Annotated in this window: 21 protein-coding genes and 2 pseudogenes; 18 read left to right on the forward strand and 5 right to left on the reverse strand. The window is 67.7% G+C overall.

The window, feature by feature from the left end:
- The 12 genes and pseudogenes from GAK38_RS16785 to rpsQ form a co-directional block, all read left to right on the forward strand.
- Nucleotides 1–124, forward strand: a pseudogene (locus GAK38_RS16785) (elongation factor Tu); the annotation flags it as partial.
- A gap of 21 nt (nucleotides 125–145) precedes the next feature.
- Complete coding sequence (gene rpsJ, locus GAK38_RS16790; protein WP_325346058.1) at nucleotides 146–457, forward strand: 30S ribosomal protein S10; 312 nt, start codon at nucleotides 146–148, stop codon at nucleotides 455–457.
- A gap of 227 nt (nucleotides 458–684) precedes the next feature.
- On the forward strand, nucleotides 685–1,359 hold the full coding sequence (gene rplC, locus GAK38_RS16795) for a 50S ribosomal protein L3 (protein WP_325346060.1): 675 nt from the start codon (nucleotides 685–687) through the stop codon (nucleotides 1,357–1,359).
- On the forward strand, nucleotides 1,359–1,982 hold the full coding sequence (gene rplD, locus GAK38_RS16800) for a 50S ribosomal protein L4 (protein WP_325346062.1): 624 nt from the start codon (nucleotides 1,359–1,361) through the stop codon (nucleotides 1,980–1,982). Before rplC ends, rplD begins: the two co-directional genes overlap by 1 nt.
- Entirely contained in the window at nucleotides 1,979–2,293 is a 315-nt protein-coding gene (gene rplW / locus GAK38_RS16805; protein ID WP_325346064.1) for a 50S ribosomal protein L23, read from the forward strand. Before rplD ends, rplW begins: the two co-directional genes overlap by 4 nt.
- A gap of 3 nt (nucleotides 2,294–2,296) precedes the next feature.
- Nucleotides 2,297–3,121, forward strand: coding sequence for a 50S ribosomal protein L2 (rplB, locus tag GAK38_RS16810; protein WP_325346065.1), 825 nt, complete (start codon nucleotides 2,297–2,299; stop codon nucleotides 3,119–3,121).
- An 11-nt stretch (nucleotides 3,122–3,132) separates the two neighbouring features.
- Nucleotides 3,133–3,411: a 30S ribosomal protein S19 gene (gene rpsS, locus GAK38_RS16815; protein WP_325346067.1), complete on the forward strand. Its 279-nt coding sequence runs from the start codon at nucleotides 3,133–3,135 to the stop codon at nucleotides 3,409–3,411.
- 11 nt (nucleotides 3,412–3,422) lie between these two features.
- Nucleotides 3,423–3,755, forward strand: a complete 333-nt coding sequence (gene rplV, locus GAK38_RS16820; protein WP_325346069.1) for a 50S ribosomal protein L22 — start codon at nucleotides 3,423–3,425, stop codon at nucleotides 3,753–3,755.
- A gap of 16 nt (nucleotides 3,756–3,771) precedes the next feature.
- Complete coding sequence (gene rpsC, locus GAK38_RS16825; RefSeq protein WP_325346071.1) at nucleotides 3,772–4,665, forward strand: 30S ribosomal protein S3; 894 nt, start codon at nucleotides 3,772–3,774, stop codon at nucleotides 4,663–4,665.
- A gap of 27 nt (nucleotides 4,666–4,692) precedes the next feature.
- The gene (gene rplP, locus GAK38_RS16830; RefSeq protein ID WP_325346073.1) at nucleotides 4,693–5,109 is read left to right on the forward strand and encodes a 50S ribosomal protein L16; all 417 of its coding nucleotides are present in this window, start codon (nucleotides 4,693–4,695) and stop codon (nucleotides 5,107–5,109) included.
- Nucleotides 5,110–5,123: 14 nt separating this feature from the next.
- A complete protein-coding gene (gene rpmC / locus GAK38_RS16835) occupies nucleotides 5,124–5,333 on the forward strand; it encodes a 50S ribosomal protein L29 (RefSeq protein WP_325346075.1) in 210 nt (69 codons plus the stop codon).
- Between the two features lie 10 nt (nucleotides 5,334–5,343).
- Complete coding sequence (gene rpsQ / locus GAK38_RS16840) at nucleotides 5,344–5,613, forward strand: 30S ribosomal protein S17 (protein ID WP_325346076.1); 270 nt, start codon at nucleotides 5,344–5,346, stop codon at nucleotides 5,611–5,613.
- A gap of 145 nt (nucleotides 5,614–5,758) precedes the next feature.
- Here the strand turns inward: rpsQ and GAK38_RS16845 are convergent, their stop codons facing one another.
- Both GAK38_RS16845 and GAK38_RS16850 read right to left on the reverse strand, forming a co-directional pair.
- Nucleotides 5,759–6,247 carry a GNAT family N-acetyltransferase gene (locus GAK38_RS16845; RefSeq protein WP_325346078.1) on the reverse strand — a complete coding sequence of 163 codons (489 nt, stop codon included), beginning with the start codon at nucleotides 6,245–6,247 and terminating at the stop codon, nucleotides 5,759–5,761.
- A gap of 34 nt (nucleotides 6,248–6,281) precedes the next feature.
- Nucleotides 6,282–6,944 carry a cytochrome b/b6 domain-containing protein gene (locus GAK38_RS16850; protein ID WP_325346080.1) on the reverse strand — a complete coding sequence of 221 codons (663 nt, stop codon included), beginning with the start codon at nucleotides 6,942–6,944 and terminating at the stop codon, nucleotides 6,282–6,284.
- Between the two features lie 146 nt (nucleotides 6,945–7,090).
- Between GAK38_RS16850 and GAK38_RS16855 the strand changes: the two genes are divergently transcribed.
- Nucleotides 7,091–7,540, forward strand: a complete 450-nt coding sequence (locus GAK38_RS16855) for a c-type cytochrome (protein ID WP_325346082.1) — start codon at nucleotides 7,091–7,093, stop codon at nucleotides 7,538–7,540.
- Nucleotides 7,541–7,607: 67 nt separating this feature from the next.
- Here the strand turns inward: GAK38_RS16855 and GAK38_RS16860 are convergent, their stop codons facing one another.
- Both GAK38_RS16860 and GAK38_RS16865 read right to left on the reverse strand, forming a co-directional pair.
- Nucleotides 7,608–8,126: a peroxiredoxin family protein gene (locus GAK38_RS16860; protein WP_325346084.1), complete on the reverse strand. Its 519-nt coding sequence runs from the start codon at nucleotides 8,124–8,126 to the stop codon at nucleotides 7,608–7,610.
- Nucleotides 8,127–8,212: 86 nt separating this feature from the next.
- A complete protein-coding gene (locus GAK38_RS16865; protein ID WP_325346086.1) occupies nucleotides 8,213–9,349 on the reverse strand; it encodes a hypothetical protein in 1,137 nt (378 codons plus the stop codon).
- Between the two features lie 105 nt (nucleotides 9,350–9,454).
- Here GAK38_RS16865 and GAK38_RS16870 point away from each other — a divergent pair, with 105 nt between their 5' ends.
- The 5 genes and pseudogenes from GAK38_RS16870 to GAK38_RS16890 all read left to right on the forward strand — a co-directional run.
- Complete coding sequence (locus GAK38_RS16870; RefSeq protein WP_325346088.1) at nucleotides 9,455–9,937, forward strand: hypothetical protein; 483 nt, start codon at nucleotides 9,455–9,457, stop codon at nucleotides 9,935–9,937.
- A gap of 47 nt (nucleotides 9,938–9,984) precedes the next feature.
- Nucleotides 9,985–10,431 carry a PTS sugar transporter subunit IIA gene (locus GAK38_RS16875; protein ID WP_325346090.1) on the forward strand — a complete coding sequence of 149 codons (447 nt, stop codon included), beginning with the start codon at nucleotides 9,985–9,987 and terminating at the stop codon, nucleotides 10,429–10,431.
- Nucleotides 10,400–10,669 carry an HPr family phosphocarrier protein gene (locus GAK38_RS16880; RefSeq protein WP_325346092.1) on the forward strand — a complete coding sequence of 90 codons (270 nt, stop codon included), beginning with the start codon at nucleotides 10,400–10,402 and terminating at the stop codon, nucleotides 10,667–10,669. The genes GAK38_RS16875 and GAK38_RS16880 overlap by 32 nt, the downstream gene beginning before the upstream one ends.
- A 34-nt stretch (nucleotides 10,670–10,703) precedes the next feature.
- Nucleotides 10,704–12,452: a phosphoenolpyruvate--protein phosphotransferase gene (ptsP, locus tag GAK38_RS16885; RefSeq protein WP_325346094.1), complete on the forward strand. Its 1,749-nt coding sequence runs from the start codon at nucleotides 10,704–10,706 to the stop codon at nucleotides 12,450–12,452.
- Between the two features lie 198 nt (nucleotides 12,453–12,650).
- A pseudogene (locus GAK38_RS16890) lies at nucleotides 12,651–12,866 on the forward strand (5'-methylthioadenosine/adenosylhomocysteine nucleosidase); the annotation flags it as partial.
- A gap of 180 nt (nucleotides 12,867–13,046) precedes the next feature.
- On the opposite strand, the gene corA reads toward GAK38_RS16890, so the two are convergent.
- A complete protein-coding gene (gene corA / locus GAK38_RS16895; RefSeq protein WP_325346096.1) occupies nucleotides 13,047–14,033 on the reverse strand; it encodes a magnesium/cobalt transporter CorA in 987 nt (328 codons plus the stop codon).
- Between the last annotated feature and the right edge of the window lie 403 nt (nucleotides 14,034–14,436).

Consider the following 14,436-nt stretch of genomic DNA (forward strand, 5'->3'; position numbering starts at 1 on the left):
CGACAACGTGTCGATCACCGTCAAGCTGATCGCCCCGATCGCCATGGAAGAAGGCCTGCGCTTCGCCATCCGCGAAGGCGGCCGCACCGTCGGCGCCGGCGTGGTTGCCAAGATCATCGAGTAATCGCCGAAGAGAACACAGATCATGTCCAAGCAGAAGATCCGTATCCGCCTGAAGGCCTTCGACTACAAGCTGATCGACCAGTCCGCCGCCGAGATCGTCGACACTGCCAAGCGCACCGGCGCCATCGTCAAGGGTCCCGTGCCCCTGCCGACGCGCCTCAAGCGCTTCGACATCCTGCGTTCGCCGCACGTCAACAAGTCGAGCCGCGACCAGTTCGAGAGTCGCACGCATCAGCGCTTGATGGACATCGTCGACCCGACCGACAAGACCGTCGACGCGCTGATGAAGCTGGACCTGCCGGCCGGCGTGGACGTCGAGATCAAGCTGCAGTAACCCCCGGGGTCCTGCAGCGGCGCGGCGCTGGCGGATGCCGGCGTTCGCCATTCCTGACGCGAGCTTGCCCGCAAGGGCGGCTCGCGTTATACTTCGCGGCTTCGCCTTTTTGGCGGGTGCTTCTTTTTGCGCTCGCCCTGCCAGGCGGAGTTTCATCAACCCTTCTTTCGCAATCGCAACGCCGTGGCCAATTGAAGTCGCGGCGGCGGAAGTTTTGGAGAAAACCAATGAGTCTGAGCAACTCCCTCGGGTTGCTGGGCCGCAAGGTGGGCATGCTTCGCCTGTTCACCGACGACGGGGACGCAGTGCCCGTCACGGTGGTGGACGTGTCCAACAACCGTGTGACCCAGGTCAAAACCCAAGAGAACGACGGCTACGTGGCCCTGCAGGTCACGTTCGGTGCACGCAAGGCTTCGCGCGTCACCAAGCCGGAAGCCGGCCACCTTGCCAAGGCAGGCGTCGAAGCCGGTGAACTGATCCAGGAATTCCGCGTGACGGCCGAGACCGCGGGCAAGTATGCCGCCGGTGCTGCCATTCCCGCGGCCGACGTGTTCGCTGCCGGCCAGAAGGTCGACGTGCAGGGCACCTCGATCGGCAAGGGCTTCGCGGGCACGATCAAGCGCCACAACTTCGGTTCGCAGCGCGCCTCCCACGGCAACAGCCGCTCGCACAACGTTCCGGGCTCCATCTCGATGGCGCAGGATCCGGGCCGCGTGTTCCCCGGCAAGAAGATGTCCGGCCACCTGGGCGACGTCACCGTCACCGTCCAGAACCTCGACATCGTCCGCGTGGACGAAGCGCGCCAGCTACTGCTGGTCCGCGGCGCCGTGCCCGGCTCCAAGGGCGGCTTCGTGACCGTGCGTCCCGCCGTCAAGGCCAAAGAATCCAAGGGAGCGAACTGATGCCCCAGCTCGAACTCCTGAACGACCAAGGCCAGGTCGCTTCCACGCTGGAAGCCCCCGAGACGCTGTTCGGTCGTGAATACAACGAAGACCTGGTGCACCAGTTGGTCGTTGCCTACCAGGCCAACGCCCGCCAGGGCACGCGCGCCCAGAAGGACCGCGAACAGGTCAAGCACTCGACCAAGAAGCCGTTCAAGCAAAAGGGCACGGGCCGCGCCCGCGCCGGCATGACCTCCTCGCCGCTGTGGCGTGGGGGCGGCCGGATCTTCCCGAACCTGCCGAACGAAAACTTCACGCACAAGGTCAACAAGAAAGCCTACCGTGCAGGCATCGCCACGATCCTGTCGCAGCTCGTGCGCGAAGGCCGCCTGGCAGTGGTCGAATCGTTCAAGGTCGACTCGCCCAAGACCAAGCCGCTGGCTGCCCGCTTCAAGGCGCTGGGTGCCGAGTCCGTGCTGGTGATCGCCGACGAGATCGACGAGAACCTGTACCTGGCTTCGCGCAACCTGACCAACGTGCTCGTGGTCGAGCCGCGCTATGCCGACCCGGTGTCGCTGGTGCATTTCAAGAAGGTGCTCGTCACGAAGGGCGCCGTCGACAAGCTCAAGGAGTTGTTCGCATGAGCGCCGTCCAATTCGACGAAGGACGTCTGCTGCAGGTTCTGGTCGCACCGATCGTGTCCGAGAAGGCCACGCTGGTCGGCGAGAAGAGCAACGCCGTGACGTTCAAGGTGCTGCGCGACGCCACCAAGCCCGAGATCAAGGCCGCCATCGAGCTGCTGTTCAAGGTCGAGGTCAAGGGTGTCTCCGTGGTCAACATCAAGGGCAAGGCCAAGCGCTTCGGCAAGACCTTCGGCCGCCGCGACAACATCCGCAAGGCCTATGTCACGCTCAAGGAAGGCCAGAAGTTGAACCTGTCCGGGGAGGCCGCTTAAATCATGGCAGTCGTCAAACTCAAGCCGACCTCGCCCGGCCAACGTGCCGTCGTGAAGGTCACGCGCGACCACCTGTACAAGGGTGAGCCGCATGCCGCACTGCTGGAGCCCCAGTTCCAGAAGGCCGGCCGCAACAACAACGGCCACATCACTGTGCGCCACAAGGGCGGTGGTCACAAGCACCACTACCGCGTTGTCGATTTCGTCCGCAACAAGGACGGCATCCCGGCGAAGGTCGAGCGCATCGAATACGACCCGAACCGTTCGGCCCACATCGCCCTCGTGGTGTATGCCGACGGCGAGCGCCGCTACATCATCGCTCCGCGTGGCGTGGAGCCGGGCACGACGCTGCTGTCGGGCTCCGAGGCGCCGATCCGTGCCGGCAACACGCTGCCGATCCGCAACATCCCCGTCGGCTCGACGATCCACGCGATCGAACTGCAGCCCGGCAAGGGTGCGCAGATCGCCCGCTCGGCAGGCGCTTCGGCCACCCTGCTGGCCCGCGAAGGCATCTACGCGCAGGTCCGCCTGCGCTCGGGCGAAGTGCGCCGCGTGCACATCGACGCCCGCGCCACGATCGGCGAAGTGGCCAACGAAGAGCACAGCCTGCGCCAGCTCGGCAAGGCCGGCGTGAAGCGCTGGAGGGGCATCCGCCCGACCGTGCGTGGCGTGGCCATGAATCCCATCGACCACCCGCACGGTGGCGGTGAAGGCCGTACCGGCGAAGGCCGCCATGCTGTGGACCCGTGGGGCAATCTCACCAAGGGTTATCGCACCCGCAACAACAAGCGCACGCAGGTCTTCATCGTGTCGCGTCGCAAGAAGTAAGAGGCTGGCACATGACTCGCTCTCTCAAAAAGGGTCCGTTCGTCGACCACCACCTGGTTGCCAAAGTCGACAAGGCCGTCGCAACCAAGGACAAGAAGCCGATCAAGACTTGGTCGCGTCGCTCGCTGGTCCTGCCCGAGTTCATCGGCCTGACCATTGCCGTGCACAATGGCAAGCAACACGTGCCGGTCTATGTCACCGACCAGATGGTGGGTCACAAGCTGGGCGAATTCGCCCTGACGCGCACCTTCAAGGGTCACCCCGCGGACAAGAAAGTCCAGAAGAAGTAAGGAGCACAGACATGTCTGAAACACGTGCAGTCCTCCGCGGCGTCCGCCTCTCGGTCGACAAGGGCCGTCTGGTCGCCGACCTCATCCGCGGCAAGAAGGTCGACCAGGCCCTCAACATTCTGGCATTCACCCAGAAGAAGGCCGCCGTCATCATCAAGAAGGTGCTGGAGTCCGCAATCGCGAACGCCGAGCACAACGACGGCGCCGACATCGACGAGCTTCGCGTCAAGACGATCTACGTCGAGCAAGGCGCAACGCTCAAGCGCTTCACCGCACGCGCCAAGGGCCGTGGCAACCGCATCAGCAAGCCCACGTCCCATGTGTACGTGACGGTCGGCAACTGATAGAGGCTGGAAGACTATGGGACAGAAAATCCATCCGACCGGCTTCCGTCTTTCGGTGAGCCGCAACTGGTCCAGCCGCTGGTACGCCAGCAACCGCGACTTCGCGGGCAAGCTGGCCGAAGACATCAAGGTGCGCGAGTACCTGCGTGGCAAGCTGAAGAACGCCGCCGTCTCGCGTGTCGTGATCGAGCGCCCTGCCAAGAACGCCCGCATCACGATCTACTCGGCTCGTCCGGGTGTCGTGATCGGCAAGAAGGGCGAGGACATCGAGAACCTGAAGAAGGAACTCGCCGTCCGCCTGGGCGTGCCGGTTGCAGTGAACATTGAGGAAGTGCGCAAGCCCGAAATCGATGCCAAGCTGATCGCCGACTCGATCACCCAGCAGCTCGAAAAGCGCATCATGTTCCGCCGCGCCATGAAACGTGCAATGCAGAACGCGATGCGCCTGGGCGCCCAGGGCATCAAGATCATGTCCGCAGGTCGTCTGAACGGCATCGAGATCGCACGGACCGAGTGGTACCGCGAAGGCCGCGTGCCGCTTCATACGCTGCGCGCCGACATCGACTATGGCACCTCGGAAGCCAAGACCACCTACGGCGTCATCGGCGTCAAGGTCTGGGTCTACAAGGGCGACACGCTGGGCCGCAACGACCTGCCCGCCGTGGAAACGCCGCGTCCGGAAGACGAGCGCCGCCCGCGCGGCCCGCGTCGTGACGGCCGTGGCGGCGACCGCCCCGGTTCCGACCGCCGCGGCCCGCGCCGCGATGCCCGTCCTGCCGGTGGTAACACCGCGCCGGCCGATGGCAGCGACAAGCCCGCCGAAGCCGGTGCGGGCGCCAAATCCGCCGTTCAGCGCGTCCGCAAGGTAGCCGCGCCAGCTGCAGCAGCTGACGGTGCCAAGGCCGAGTAATTGGCTAACGCCTGAGGAAGAAATACCATGCTGCAACCCGCACGCAGAAAGTATCGCAAGGAGCAGAAGGGCCGTAACACCGGCGTTGCCGCCCGTGGCAACTCGGTGGCGTTCGGCGACTTCGGCCTGAAGTCCACGGACCGCGGCCGCCTGACGGCCCGCCAGATCGAAGCCGCACGCCGTGCGATTTCCCGCCACGTCAAGCGCGGCGGCCGCATCTGGATCCGTGTGTTCCCGGACAAGCCGATCTCCACCAAGCCCGCCGAAGTCCGTATGGGTAACGGCAAGGGCAACCCGGAGTACTACGTGGCCGAGATCCAGCCCGGCAAGGTGATCTACGAGATCGTCGGCGTGCCCGAAGAACTCGCCCGCGAAGCGTTCCGCCTGGCTGCCGCCAAGCTGCCGCTGCGCACCACGTTCGTCGCCCGCCAGCTCGGCGCTTGATCAGGAGAACGACCATGACCAAAGCTGCTGAACTGCGCAAGAAGGACGTCGCCGGCCTGCAGGAAGAAGTGAAGTCGCTGCAGAAGGCGCACTTCGGCCTGCGTGTGCAGAAGGCCACGCAACAGCTGGGCAATGTCGCCACGCTGCGCACCACGCGCCGTGACATCGCCCGTGCGAAGACCATCCTTGCTGAGAAGCAAGCCGCTGAAACCGCGAAGGCTTAAGGACGCGAACATGACGGAAGCTAAAAAATCCCTCAAGCGCACCCTGGTTGGCAAGGTTGTCAGCGACAAGCGCGCAAAGACTGTGACGGTGCTCGTCGAGCGCCGTGTGAAGCACGAGCTCTACGGCAAGATCGTCGCGAAGTCGAGCAAGTACCACGCCCATGACGAAAACGGTGAGTACAAGGTCGGCGACGTGATCGAGATCACCGAGAGCCGTCCGATCTCCAAGACCAAGAACTGGGTCGCGACCCGCTTGGTCGAGAAGGCCGTGGTGGTCTGAGACCGCCCGAGGACCACGGCGGCGCCATGGCCCGGCTCCATGGAAAACAAGCGACCTTCGCGAGAAGGTCGCTTTTTTCATGGGCGCCGCCGATGCTTCGGTGTCCACGTCCCGCCGCCCCGGCGGCAGGTGCCGTGAGAGCGTGTCAGAGCACGGCGCGCAGGTAGTGCGCGCCGGCGATAGGGTTGTGGTAGTAGGGCGGGATCTCGCTGAAGCCCAGGTCCTCGTACAGCGCCCGCGCCGCTTCCATCTCGTCGAGCGTGTCGAGCAGCACCGAGTCGTAGCCTGCCCGGCGCGCCGCATCGAGCGCGGCCTCGGCCAGCTGGCGCCCCAGGCCGAAGCCGCGGAAGGCGCGGCGCACGTACAGCCGCTTCATCTCACAGGCATCGGCATAGTCGACGTTGTCGGCCGGCCGCAGTGCGCAGCAACCGGCGATTTCGCCGTCCACGCTCGCCAGCAGCAGGGTGCCGCGCGGCGGGGCGTATTCGCCGGGCAGGGTGCGGAGTTCTTCCTCGAAATCCTGGAAGTCCAGGCTTACCGTCAGCGTGCCGGCGTACTCGCGGAAGATGGCACGCACGGCCTCCCAGTGTTCGGGCTCGCTCGGATGGATCAGTTCGACGGACGGCGTGGTCACAACAGGCGCAGACGGCGGGCAGAAGCGAGCCAGTTTAGCCGAGCCGGTAGACCCCGTAGGCTGCAGCACCCGCCGCCAGGGCCAGCACCAATGCCAGCAGGCGGGTGCCGGCCGAGTCGCGCGATGCCGGCACGCTGGCATCGGCCGGGCCGTCGCCGGTCAGCATGGTCCGCGTGAGGTTGCGGCCCTTGGTCAGCAGGTAGACCAACACCGCGGCTACGTGCAGCACGACCAGCCCGATCACCAGCCACTGGCCGGTACCCTTGTGCCAGCCCGAGGCCCAGTCCACGAAACCGCTCGGCACATGCGGTGCGAGCGGGCCGGTGAACGAGATCGCATCGTCGGTCGACAGGCCCGACACCACCTGCACGGCCAGCACCAGCAGCAGCGCGAGCACCGACCAGGCGCCCAACGGCGTATGGCCGGCCACCTCATGGACTTCGGCGCGGCCGCGCAGATAGGCCAAAGTGCGGTGCGGTAGCGGCAGGAAGTTCACGAAGCGCGACCAGTGGCCGCCGACGAAGCCCCAGACCAAGCGGAACAGCAGCAGCGCCAGCACCAGGTAGCCGAGCCGGAAGTGCCAGTCCATCGCGGCGCCGCCGACCTTGGCGGTGGCTACGAGGGCGATGACGCTGGCGGCCAGGGTCCAGTGGAAAAGCCGGGTCGGAAGGTCCCAAATGCGTTTGGTGTGGGGCATGAATTTCTTTATGACCGATGCGACGGCCGGAAATGGTAGATGATGCGAGCGCCTGCCGCATGACGGCGGGCGCTTCCGACAGACGGCATGCCGGCCGTCCCGGCGATGCCGGCTGCGGCCGCGACAACTCCACGAAAGAAAGAGTCATGAAGACGATTGCTTCCCTCGTCCTTGCCGCGATCGCGGCGACCACGGCCGCCCCGGCGCTGGCCCAGCCGCAGTTCGCGCAGCCGGCCGATGCGATCAAGTACCGCCAGGACACGTTCAAGGAACTGCGCGACAACTTCGGCCGCGTCGGCAACATCGCCAGCGGCAAGGCGCCGTTCGATGCCAGGATCGCTGCGGACAGCGCCGCCGCGGCTGCCGAGATCATCCGCAAGCTCTGGGCCGGTTTCGGCCCGGGCACCGAAGGCGGCAAGGCCAGGCCGGCCATCTGGAAGGAGCAGGACAGGTTCAAGGAGCTGGCGGTCAAGGCGGAAGGCGAACTCGACAAGCTGGCGGCGGCCGCCAAGACCGGCAGCCTCGACGCCATCAAGGCCGCCATCGGCCCGGCCGCTGCCTCGTGCAAGGCCTGCCACGACGCCTACCGCAACTGATCTGGCGGTCGCGGCATGCAAAAAGCCGGCGCATGCGCCGGCTTTTTCATGGAAACGGGGCGAAGGCTCAAACCTGCTGGGCCAGCAGCTTCTCGATCAGCGCGTGCAGTTCGGCGAAATCCGGCTCGCCCACGTAGCGCTTCACGATGGTGCCGCGCTTGTCGACCAGGTAGGTGGTCGGCGTGAGCTTCACGTCGCCCCAGGCGCGGGCCACGGCGCCGGTGTTGTCGATCGCGACGGAGAACGGCAGCTTGCGCGTCTGCGCATAGTTGACGACGTAGCTCGGCGGGTCGTAGCTCATGGCCACCGCCAGCGTGTCGAAGCCCCGGGCGCGGTACTTCTCGTAGGTGGAGACGATGCGCGGCATCTCGCCCACGCAGGTGGTGCAGCTCGTGGCCCAGAAGTTCACCAGCGTCACCTTGCCGCGCAGGTTGGCCGTGGACGTGCGGGAGCCGTCGAGCAGGACGAATTCCGAATCCGGGGCCGCGGCGTTGCCAGTGCCGACGAAGGCCAGCGTGCCACCGGCGACGACCGCAGCGGCAGCGGCACCCAGCAGCAGGCGCCTGGTGAGGGAAGAGGTGGACATGGTAGGGCCGAGGTTAAGGCAAAAGGCGGCGGCGTGCCTGCCGGCGGGCAGAGTCCTGGACCCAGGGAAAAGTTCTGCGCGCGCGGCTACAGCAGCTTGGACAACTCCTGCGCCAGCACCTGTGGCAGCTCGGCGGCCAGCGCGTGGAGGCCGACGCGCACCACCGGCTCGCCCAGCCAGCCGGGCATGGCCAGCGCCGGCGCGTCCTCGACGATGTCGATCACGACCAGGCCCGGGCGCGCCGCGTGCAGCCGGGCCCGCCAGGCGTCGGCCGCGATCCCGTTCTGCAGCCGCGCGTCGAGGATGACCAGCCGCGGCCCGTCCGAGGTGCTACAGCGCCGCAGCGCGGCCTCGGGCGAATCGGCATGCTCGACCGGCAGGCTGAACGAGCGGCAGATCTGCTCGGCATCGGCGCGCAGCTGTGCGTCGGCCGTGGCCAGCAGCACCCGCATGGCGGCGAAGCTGCGCGATTCGGCATAGGGGTGCGAGATGATCGAGTCGGTCATCGTCTCGGCGTCGCCCAGGCCCAGCGACTGCAGCTGCGCCACCGTGCGATCGAATTCCAGCCCCAGCAGCAGCTGCGCGGCCGAACGCTGATGGTTGACGGCCACGCCCATGGCCTGGGCCAGCGCGGCCAGCAGGTGCCAGCTCAGCGCGCCGGCCGGGTCGGCGTTGGCTGTGCCGCTGCCGGCATCACGCGGCAGCACCTTGAACTGCAGTAGCGCGCGCTGCGGCTCGTCGCGCACCTCCAGCGAGACGACCATGCGCGTGCCCTGGGCCGTGGCCCAGGCGAAGGCCGCATCGAGCAGGCCCGCCAGCAGGCCTGGGTCGAGCACGACCTCCACCGGCCGCAGCCGCGGCAGCACTTCCACGTCGCGGGCCAGGAAGAGGGCGCTGCGGTCCTGCAGGGCTTGGCGCACCACCTCGTCCAGGTCGATCTGCTCGTGCGATTGGCGCAGCGGGCCCTGCGCCAGCCGGGCCAGCTGCTGGCTCTGGCGCGCCACGCCGCGGGCCACGCCCAGCGACGCCAGCAGCGACTGCACCTGGGGCCGGGAGATGCGGCCGCTGGAGAGCAGTTCGTGCAGGATGTCCTCCATGCTCGACAGCGGCTGCGACAGCTGCGCGCCCAGCGCGCCGGCCAGGACATACTCGACCGCAGGCAGCGCCGCCTGTTCGTGGGGCGGGGCGGCGCTGGCAGGCAGTGGCGGAGTGTCGAGCGGCATGGAGTCGGCGGAAAATCCGGGATTGTGAGTCGAATGTTAACCAGTGTGATTGGCCGGCGGCGGCGCCATTCTGCGGCAGGTCGCGTGATCGGCGCGCGTTCGTCGATGCTGCTTTTGCTGGCGGGTGTGTTGGCGGCCTGTTCTCCGGTCCTCGACTGGCGTGAAGTGGCGCTCGACGAGGCGGGGCTGAAGGTGCTGCTGCCCTGCAAACCCGACCACGGCGAGCGCGATCTGCCGATCGGTCCGGCCGTGCTGCACCTGCGCATGGTGGGCTGCGAGGCCGGCGGCAGCCTGTTCGCCGTGGCCCATGCGGCCGTGCCCGAGGGACTGGCGTCGGCAGAGGTCGTCGCCGCGTGGCGATCGGCCGCGCTGGCGGCAATGCGGGCGGCGCCGGATGCGCAGGAGGACGATGGTCGGCTGACGGCCCGGGGCCGCCGGCCCGATGGCCGCCCCGTCTACGCGCAGGCTGCATGGCGCGTGCTGGCGGACCGCGCGCCGGCCCAGGTCGTGCAGGCCGTGGTCTACAGCGCCGAGCCGCTGGCCGGCGACGCGGCCGACACCTTCTTCGGTGCCGTGGAACCGCGCTGACCGCGGCTGCACGCCGGGCCATAATGCCCGACGCACCGCCTGCATCCATGAGCAACAGCATCCTGATCATCGCCCACGCGCCGCTGGCCTACGCACTGCGCCAGTGCGCGCTGCATGTCTTTCCGGACTGCGGCCCCGGCGTGGCGGCGGTGGACGTGCAGCCCAACCTGAGCCCGGATGAAACCCTGGCCACCGCGCGCATCGCGCTCGCCCAGCTCGGTACCGAATGCACGCTGGTGCTGACCGACGTGTTCGGCGCCACGCCGTGCAACGTGGCGCAGAAGCTTGTGGACGGCGTGCATACCAGGCTCATCACCGGCGTGAACCTGCCGATGCTGCTGCGCACCGTGAGCTACCGGCACGAGGCGCTCGACGCCCTGGTGTCGCGCGCTGTGGTCGGCGGCACGCAGGGCGTGATGCAGGTGACGGTGGCGGCCCCCCAGAACCAGACGAGACGCAAGCATGTCGAAATCGACCATCACCATCAGCAATAGGCTCGGCCTGCACGCGCGCGCTTCGGCCAAGCTCACCAAGCTCGCCGGCAGCTTCCCGTGCGAGGTGTGGATGAGCCGCGGCGACCGGCGCGTCAATGCCAAGAGCATTATGGGTGTGATGATGCTGGCCGCGGGCGTTGGCACCGAAGTCGAGGTCGAGACGATCGGCACGCGCGAGGACGAGGCCTTGGCCGCCTTGCTGGGGCTGATCAACGACAAATTCGGAGAAGGTGAATGAAGACGGCCGTCTTCGTTCCTGGCGCGGAGGCGCCATGACCTTCGCCATCCACGGCCTCGCGGTCGCCCGGGGCATCGCCATCGGGCGGGCCGTGCTCGTCACGTCGAGCCGGCTGGACGTGGCCCACTACTTCCTCCAGCCCGACCAGGTCGCCGCCGAGATCGTGCGCGTGCGCACCAGCCGCAACGCGGTGATCGAGGAGCTCAAGCGCCTGCAGGCCGAGTTGCCGCGCGAGGCGCCGCCCGAGCTCGGCGCGCTGCTCGACGTGCATGTGCAGTTGCTGCAGGACGAGGCGCTGGTCAGCGGCGTCAAGCACTTCATCGTCGACCAGCGCTACAACGCCGAATGGGCGCTGACCGCGCAGCTCGAGATCATCGCGCGCCAGTTCAGCGAGATGGAGGACGAATACCTGCGCGAGCGCGTGGCCGACCTGGAGCAGGTGGTCGAACGCATCCTGCGCCACATGAAGGGCGTAGCCAGCCCGGTCTCCCCGCCGCCGCCGGTGCCCTCGCGCCGCGCCGGCGACCCGGTCCTCTCCGAGGCGGCGGCCGCCGCGCGCGTGCTGGTCGCGCACGACCTGTCGCCCGCCGACATGCTCCACTTCAAGCAGAGCGTGTTCGCCGGCTTCGTGACCGATGTGGGGGGTAAGACCTCGCACACGGCCATCGTGGCCCGCAGCCTGGACATACCCGCGGTAGTAGGCACGCGCAGCGCGAGCCAGCTGGTGCGCCAGGACGACTGGGTCATCATCGACGGCGACGCCGGCGTCGTCATCGTCGATCCGCCGCCGATGATCCTGGCCGAGTACGGCTTTCGCCAGCGCCAGGGCGCGCTGGAGTGCGAACGGCTCGCGCGGCTGCTGCACACGCCGGCCATCACGCTCGACGGCGAGAAGGTCGCGCTGCTGGCCAACATCGAGCAGCCCGAGGACGCCGCCGCCGCGCTCAAGGCCGGCGCCGCCGGCGTCGGCCTGTTCCGCAGCGAGTTCCTGTTCATGGGCCGCGAAGGCCGGCTGCCGGGCGAGGAGGAGCAGTACCAAGCCTACTGCCGCGCGGTCGAGGGCATGCAGGGCCTGCCGGTCACCATCCGCACGGTGGACGTCGGCGCCGACAAGCCGCTGGACCGCACGCCCAAGGAGGCGACCCACCTCAACCCCGCGCTCGGCCTGCGCGCCATCCGCTGGAGCCTGGCCGACCCGGCCATGTTCCGCACGCAGCTGCGCGCCATCCTGCGCGCCGCGGCCCACGGCCCGGTGGATCTGCTGTTCCCCATGATCGGCGCGGCCAGCGAGATCCGCCACACGCTCGCGCTGCTCGACCATGCGCGCGCCGAGCTGGACAACCGCGGAGCCCCCCGGGGCGAGCCGCGCGTAGGCGCGATGATCGAAATCCCGGCCGCAGCCATCATGGTCCGGCAGTTCCTGCGCTACTTCGACTTCGTCTCGATCGGCACCAACGACCTGATCCAGTACACGCTCGCGATCGACCGCGCCGACGAGGCCGTGGCCCATCTCTACGACCCGCTGCACCCGGCCGTGCTGCGCCTCGTGGCCGACGTGATCGCCGAGGCCAACGCCCAGGGCAAGGGCGTGAGCGTCTGCGGCGAGATGGCCGGCGACACCGCGATGACGCGGCTGCTGCTGGGGCTGGGGCTGCGCAGCTTCTCGATGCACCCCGCGCAGATCCTCGCGGTCAAGCAGGAGATCCTGCGCACCGATGCCGCCAGCCAGGTGGCCTGGGCGCGCGACGTGGTCGCGGCCGAGGATCCCGCATCGCTGATCTGACCAGGCCGAGCCAAGGAACTGGCTTCGGCAGTGGGGGTATAGGTCGGCAGGGGGCGAATCAAGCGCACTGCAGGACCATCAGGGCGGGAGTATCTGTGGAGATGCCACAATGCCGCATGACCGCCACCGCCATCCTCGGCGCGCTGCCCGTAGAGCAGCAGGGCCTGCCCGCCGCTGTTCCCGCGCTTCGAGGTCCCGCTGACCGGCCGGGCCCACTTCGCCGCCGATGCGGCGCTGGCGGATGCGCTGGAACGGGCCGCGCGCATCGCGCTGGCCGAGCCGACCCTGCTCGGCGGCGAGGCCCGCGCGCACCACGGCCTGCATGCGCCGCAAGTGCATCGCAGGCTGGTCGTCTCGGTCGACCGCTTCGTCGCGGACGCCGCTGAAGCCGCCGCGCTGCGCGGCGCCGTGCCCGGCGCGCTCGCGGTCGACATGGAGAGCGCGGCCGTCGCCCTGGCCTGCCATTCGCTGCGGTGCGCACCGTGTCCGACCGTGCCGACGAGGCCGCGCACGTGGACTTCCCCGCGTTCGCCGCCGAGGTGGCCGGCCGCTATGCCTGCGCGATCCTGCGCTGCTTCTTCGCGGCGCAGCAGGCTACTTGAGCCAACCCCTGCGGCGGAAATAGAGCATCGGCCCGACGGCGCTCGCCACCATCAGCGCCAGCACGTACGGATAGCCCCAGGCCCAGTCCAGTTCGGGCATGAACTTGAAGTTCATGCCGTAGATGCTCGCGATCAGCGTCGGCGGCAGCAGCGCGACGCTTGCCACCGAGAAGATCTTGATGATCTTGTTCTGGTTGATGTTGATGAAGCCGACCGTCGCGTCCATCAGGAAGTTGATCTTCTCGAACAGAAAGGCCGTGTGGTTGTCCAGCGACTCGATGTCGCGCAGGATCTGCCGCGCCTCCTCGAACTGCTCGGCGTTGAGCATGCGGCTGCGCATCATGAAGCTCACCGCGCGGCGCGTGTCCATGACGTTGCGGCGGATGCGGCCGTTCAAGTCCTCGTGGCGCGCGATGGCGCCCAGCACCTCGCCGGCCAGCTCGTCGGTCATGTTCCCGGCGAGCACCTGCTTGCTCACCTTCTCCAGGTGGTCGTAGATGTCCTCGAGCGTGTCGGCCGAGTATTCGGCGTCGGCGTCGAACAGCGCCAGCAGCACCGCCTTGGCATTCTCGATCAGTCCCGGCGCGCGGCGCGCGCGCAGGCGCAGCAGCCGGAACACCGGCACGTCCTCGTCGTGGATCGAGAACAGCACGCCACGGCTCTTCAGCTCGGCGTTGTGCTGGTTGAGGATGAAGGCCACGCGCACGGAGCGCGGCTCGTCGTGGTCGTCGATCAGGAAGTCGCTGCGGATGTGCAGGTCGCCGTTGTCCTCTTCGTAGAAGCGGGCGGATTCCTCGATGTCCTCGTCCATCGCGTCCTCGGGGATGGACAGGCCGTAGTGCTGCTTGATCCAGCGCTTCTCGTCGAGCGTGGGCGATTCGAGATCGACCCAGATCGGCTGGAAACGGGCCAGCTCCTCCAGCGACTCGATCTCTTCCTGGACGAGTCGGCCGTTGGCGAGCGTGAAGATATTGAGCATGGGCTCACTCCCGGGTGTCGTGGTGCGTGTCGGAGGCGGGGGAAGGGCGAGGCGCTTTCGTCCCCTGCGGCGCATCGAAGATGGGCACGCTCGGGAGGCGAAAGCTACCGACTCGGGTAGGTTTCCAAGGCTGGGCTCCAGGGATTGGGAGGATGGGAAAGCCCGCGATTGTGGCACCGCTACTGTCGAGTACGAGCAGGCTTTCGGGGCGGCAACGCGTGGGCGGACGGGCCGCACCGGTACCGGGCAAACGGGCCGTTCTCATCCGTGCGTTCGCGGCTGCCAAGCCCTGCCGGCGGCCTTCTGGGGTCTCTGGCGCGACGTTGATTTCGCCCGGGCAGCAGCGCATAGTGGGCTTGACCGCGCCATGCGAAAACGTTTGTTCCACCCTTCTTCTCCCATC

The sequence above is a fragment of the Xylophilus sp. genome (genome assembly GCA_009914555.1).
GTDB lineage: Bacteria > Pseudomonadota > Gammaproteobacteria > Burkholderiales > Burkholderiaceae_C > WNDY01.

Bases quoted from the DNA above. Each gene is read 5' to 3' on its own strand.
- rpsJ (WP_325346058.1), top strand. From the start codon at position 146: ATGTCCAAGCAGAAGATCCGTATCCGCCTGAAGGCCTTCGACTACAAG.
- rplC (WP_325346060.1), top strand. From the start codon at position 685: ATGAGTCTGAGCAACTCCCTCGGGTTGCTGGGCCGCAAGGTGGGCATG.
- rplD (WP_325346062.1), top strand. From the start codon at position 1,359: ATGCCCCAGCTCGAACTCCTGAACGACCAAGGCCAGGTCGCTTCCACG.
- rplW (WP_325346064.1), top strand. From the start codon at position 1,979: ATGAGCGCCGTCCAATTCGACGAAGGACGTCTGCTGCAGGTTCTGGTC.
- rplB (WP_325346065.1), top strand. From the start codon at position 2,297: ATGGCAGTCGTCAAACTCAAGCCGACCTCGCCCGGCCAACGTGCCGTC.
- rpsS (WP_325346067.1), top strand. From the start codon at position 3,133: ATGACTCGCTCTCTCAAAAAGGGTCCGTTCGTCGACCACCACCTGGTT.
- rplV (WP_325346069.1), top strand. From the start codon at position 3,423: ATGTCTGAAACACGTGCAGTCCTCCGCGGCGTCCGCCTCTCGGTCGAC.
- rpsC (WP_325346071.1), top strand. From the start codon at position 3,772: ATGGGACAGAAAATCCATCCGACCGGCTTCCGTCTTTCGGTGAGCCGC.
- rplP (WP_325346073.1), top strand. From the start codon at position 4,693: ATGCTGCAACCCGCACGCAGAAAGTATCGCAAGGAGCAGAAGGGCCGT.
- rpmC (WP_325346075.1), top strand. From the start codon at position 5,124: ATGACCAAAGCTGCTGAACTGCGCAAGAAGGACGTCGCCGGCCTGCAG.
- rpsQ (WP_325346076.1), top strand. From the start codon at position 5,344: ATGACGGAAGCTAAAAAATCCCTCAAGCGCACCCTGGTTGGCAAGGTT.
- GAK38_RS16850 (WP_325346080.1), bottom strand. From the start codon at position 6,944: ATGCCCCACACCAAACGCATTTGGGACCTTCCGACCCGGCTTTTCCAC.
- GAK38_RS16855 (WP_325346082.1), top strand. From the start codon at position 7,091: ATGAAGACGATTGCTTCCCTCGTCCTTGCCGCGATCGCGGCGACCACG.
- GAK38_RS16860 (WP_325346084.1), bottom strand. From the start codon at position 8,126: ATGTCCACCTCTTCCCTCACCAGGCGCCTGCTGCTGGGTGCCGCTGCC.
- GAK38_RS16865 (WP_325346086.1), bottom strand. From the start codon at position 9,349: ATGCCGCTCGACACTCCGCCACTGCCTGCCAGCGCCGCCCCGCCCCAC.
- GAK38_RS16870 (WP_325346088.1), top strand. From the start codon at position 9,455: ATGCTGCTTTTGCTGGCGGGTGTGTTGGCGGCCTGTTCTCCGGTCCTC.
- GAK38_RS16875 (WP_325346090.1), top strand. From the start codon at position 9,985: ATGAGCAACAGCATCCTGATCATCGCCCACGCGCCGCTGGCCTACGCA.
- GAK38_RS16880 (WP_325346092.1), top strand. From the start codon at position 10,400: ATGTCGAAATCGACCATCACCATCAGCAATAGGCTCGGCCTGCACGCG.
- ptsP (WP_325346094.1), top strand. From the start codon at position 10,704: ATGACCTTCGCCATCCACGGCCTCGCGGTCGCCCGGGGCATCGCCATC.
- corA (WP_325346096.1), bottom strand. From the start codon at position 14,033: ATGCTCAATATCTTCACGCTCGCCAACGGCCGACTCGTCCAGGAAGAG.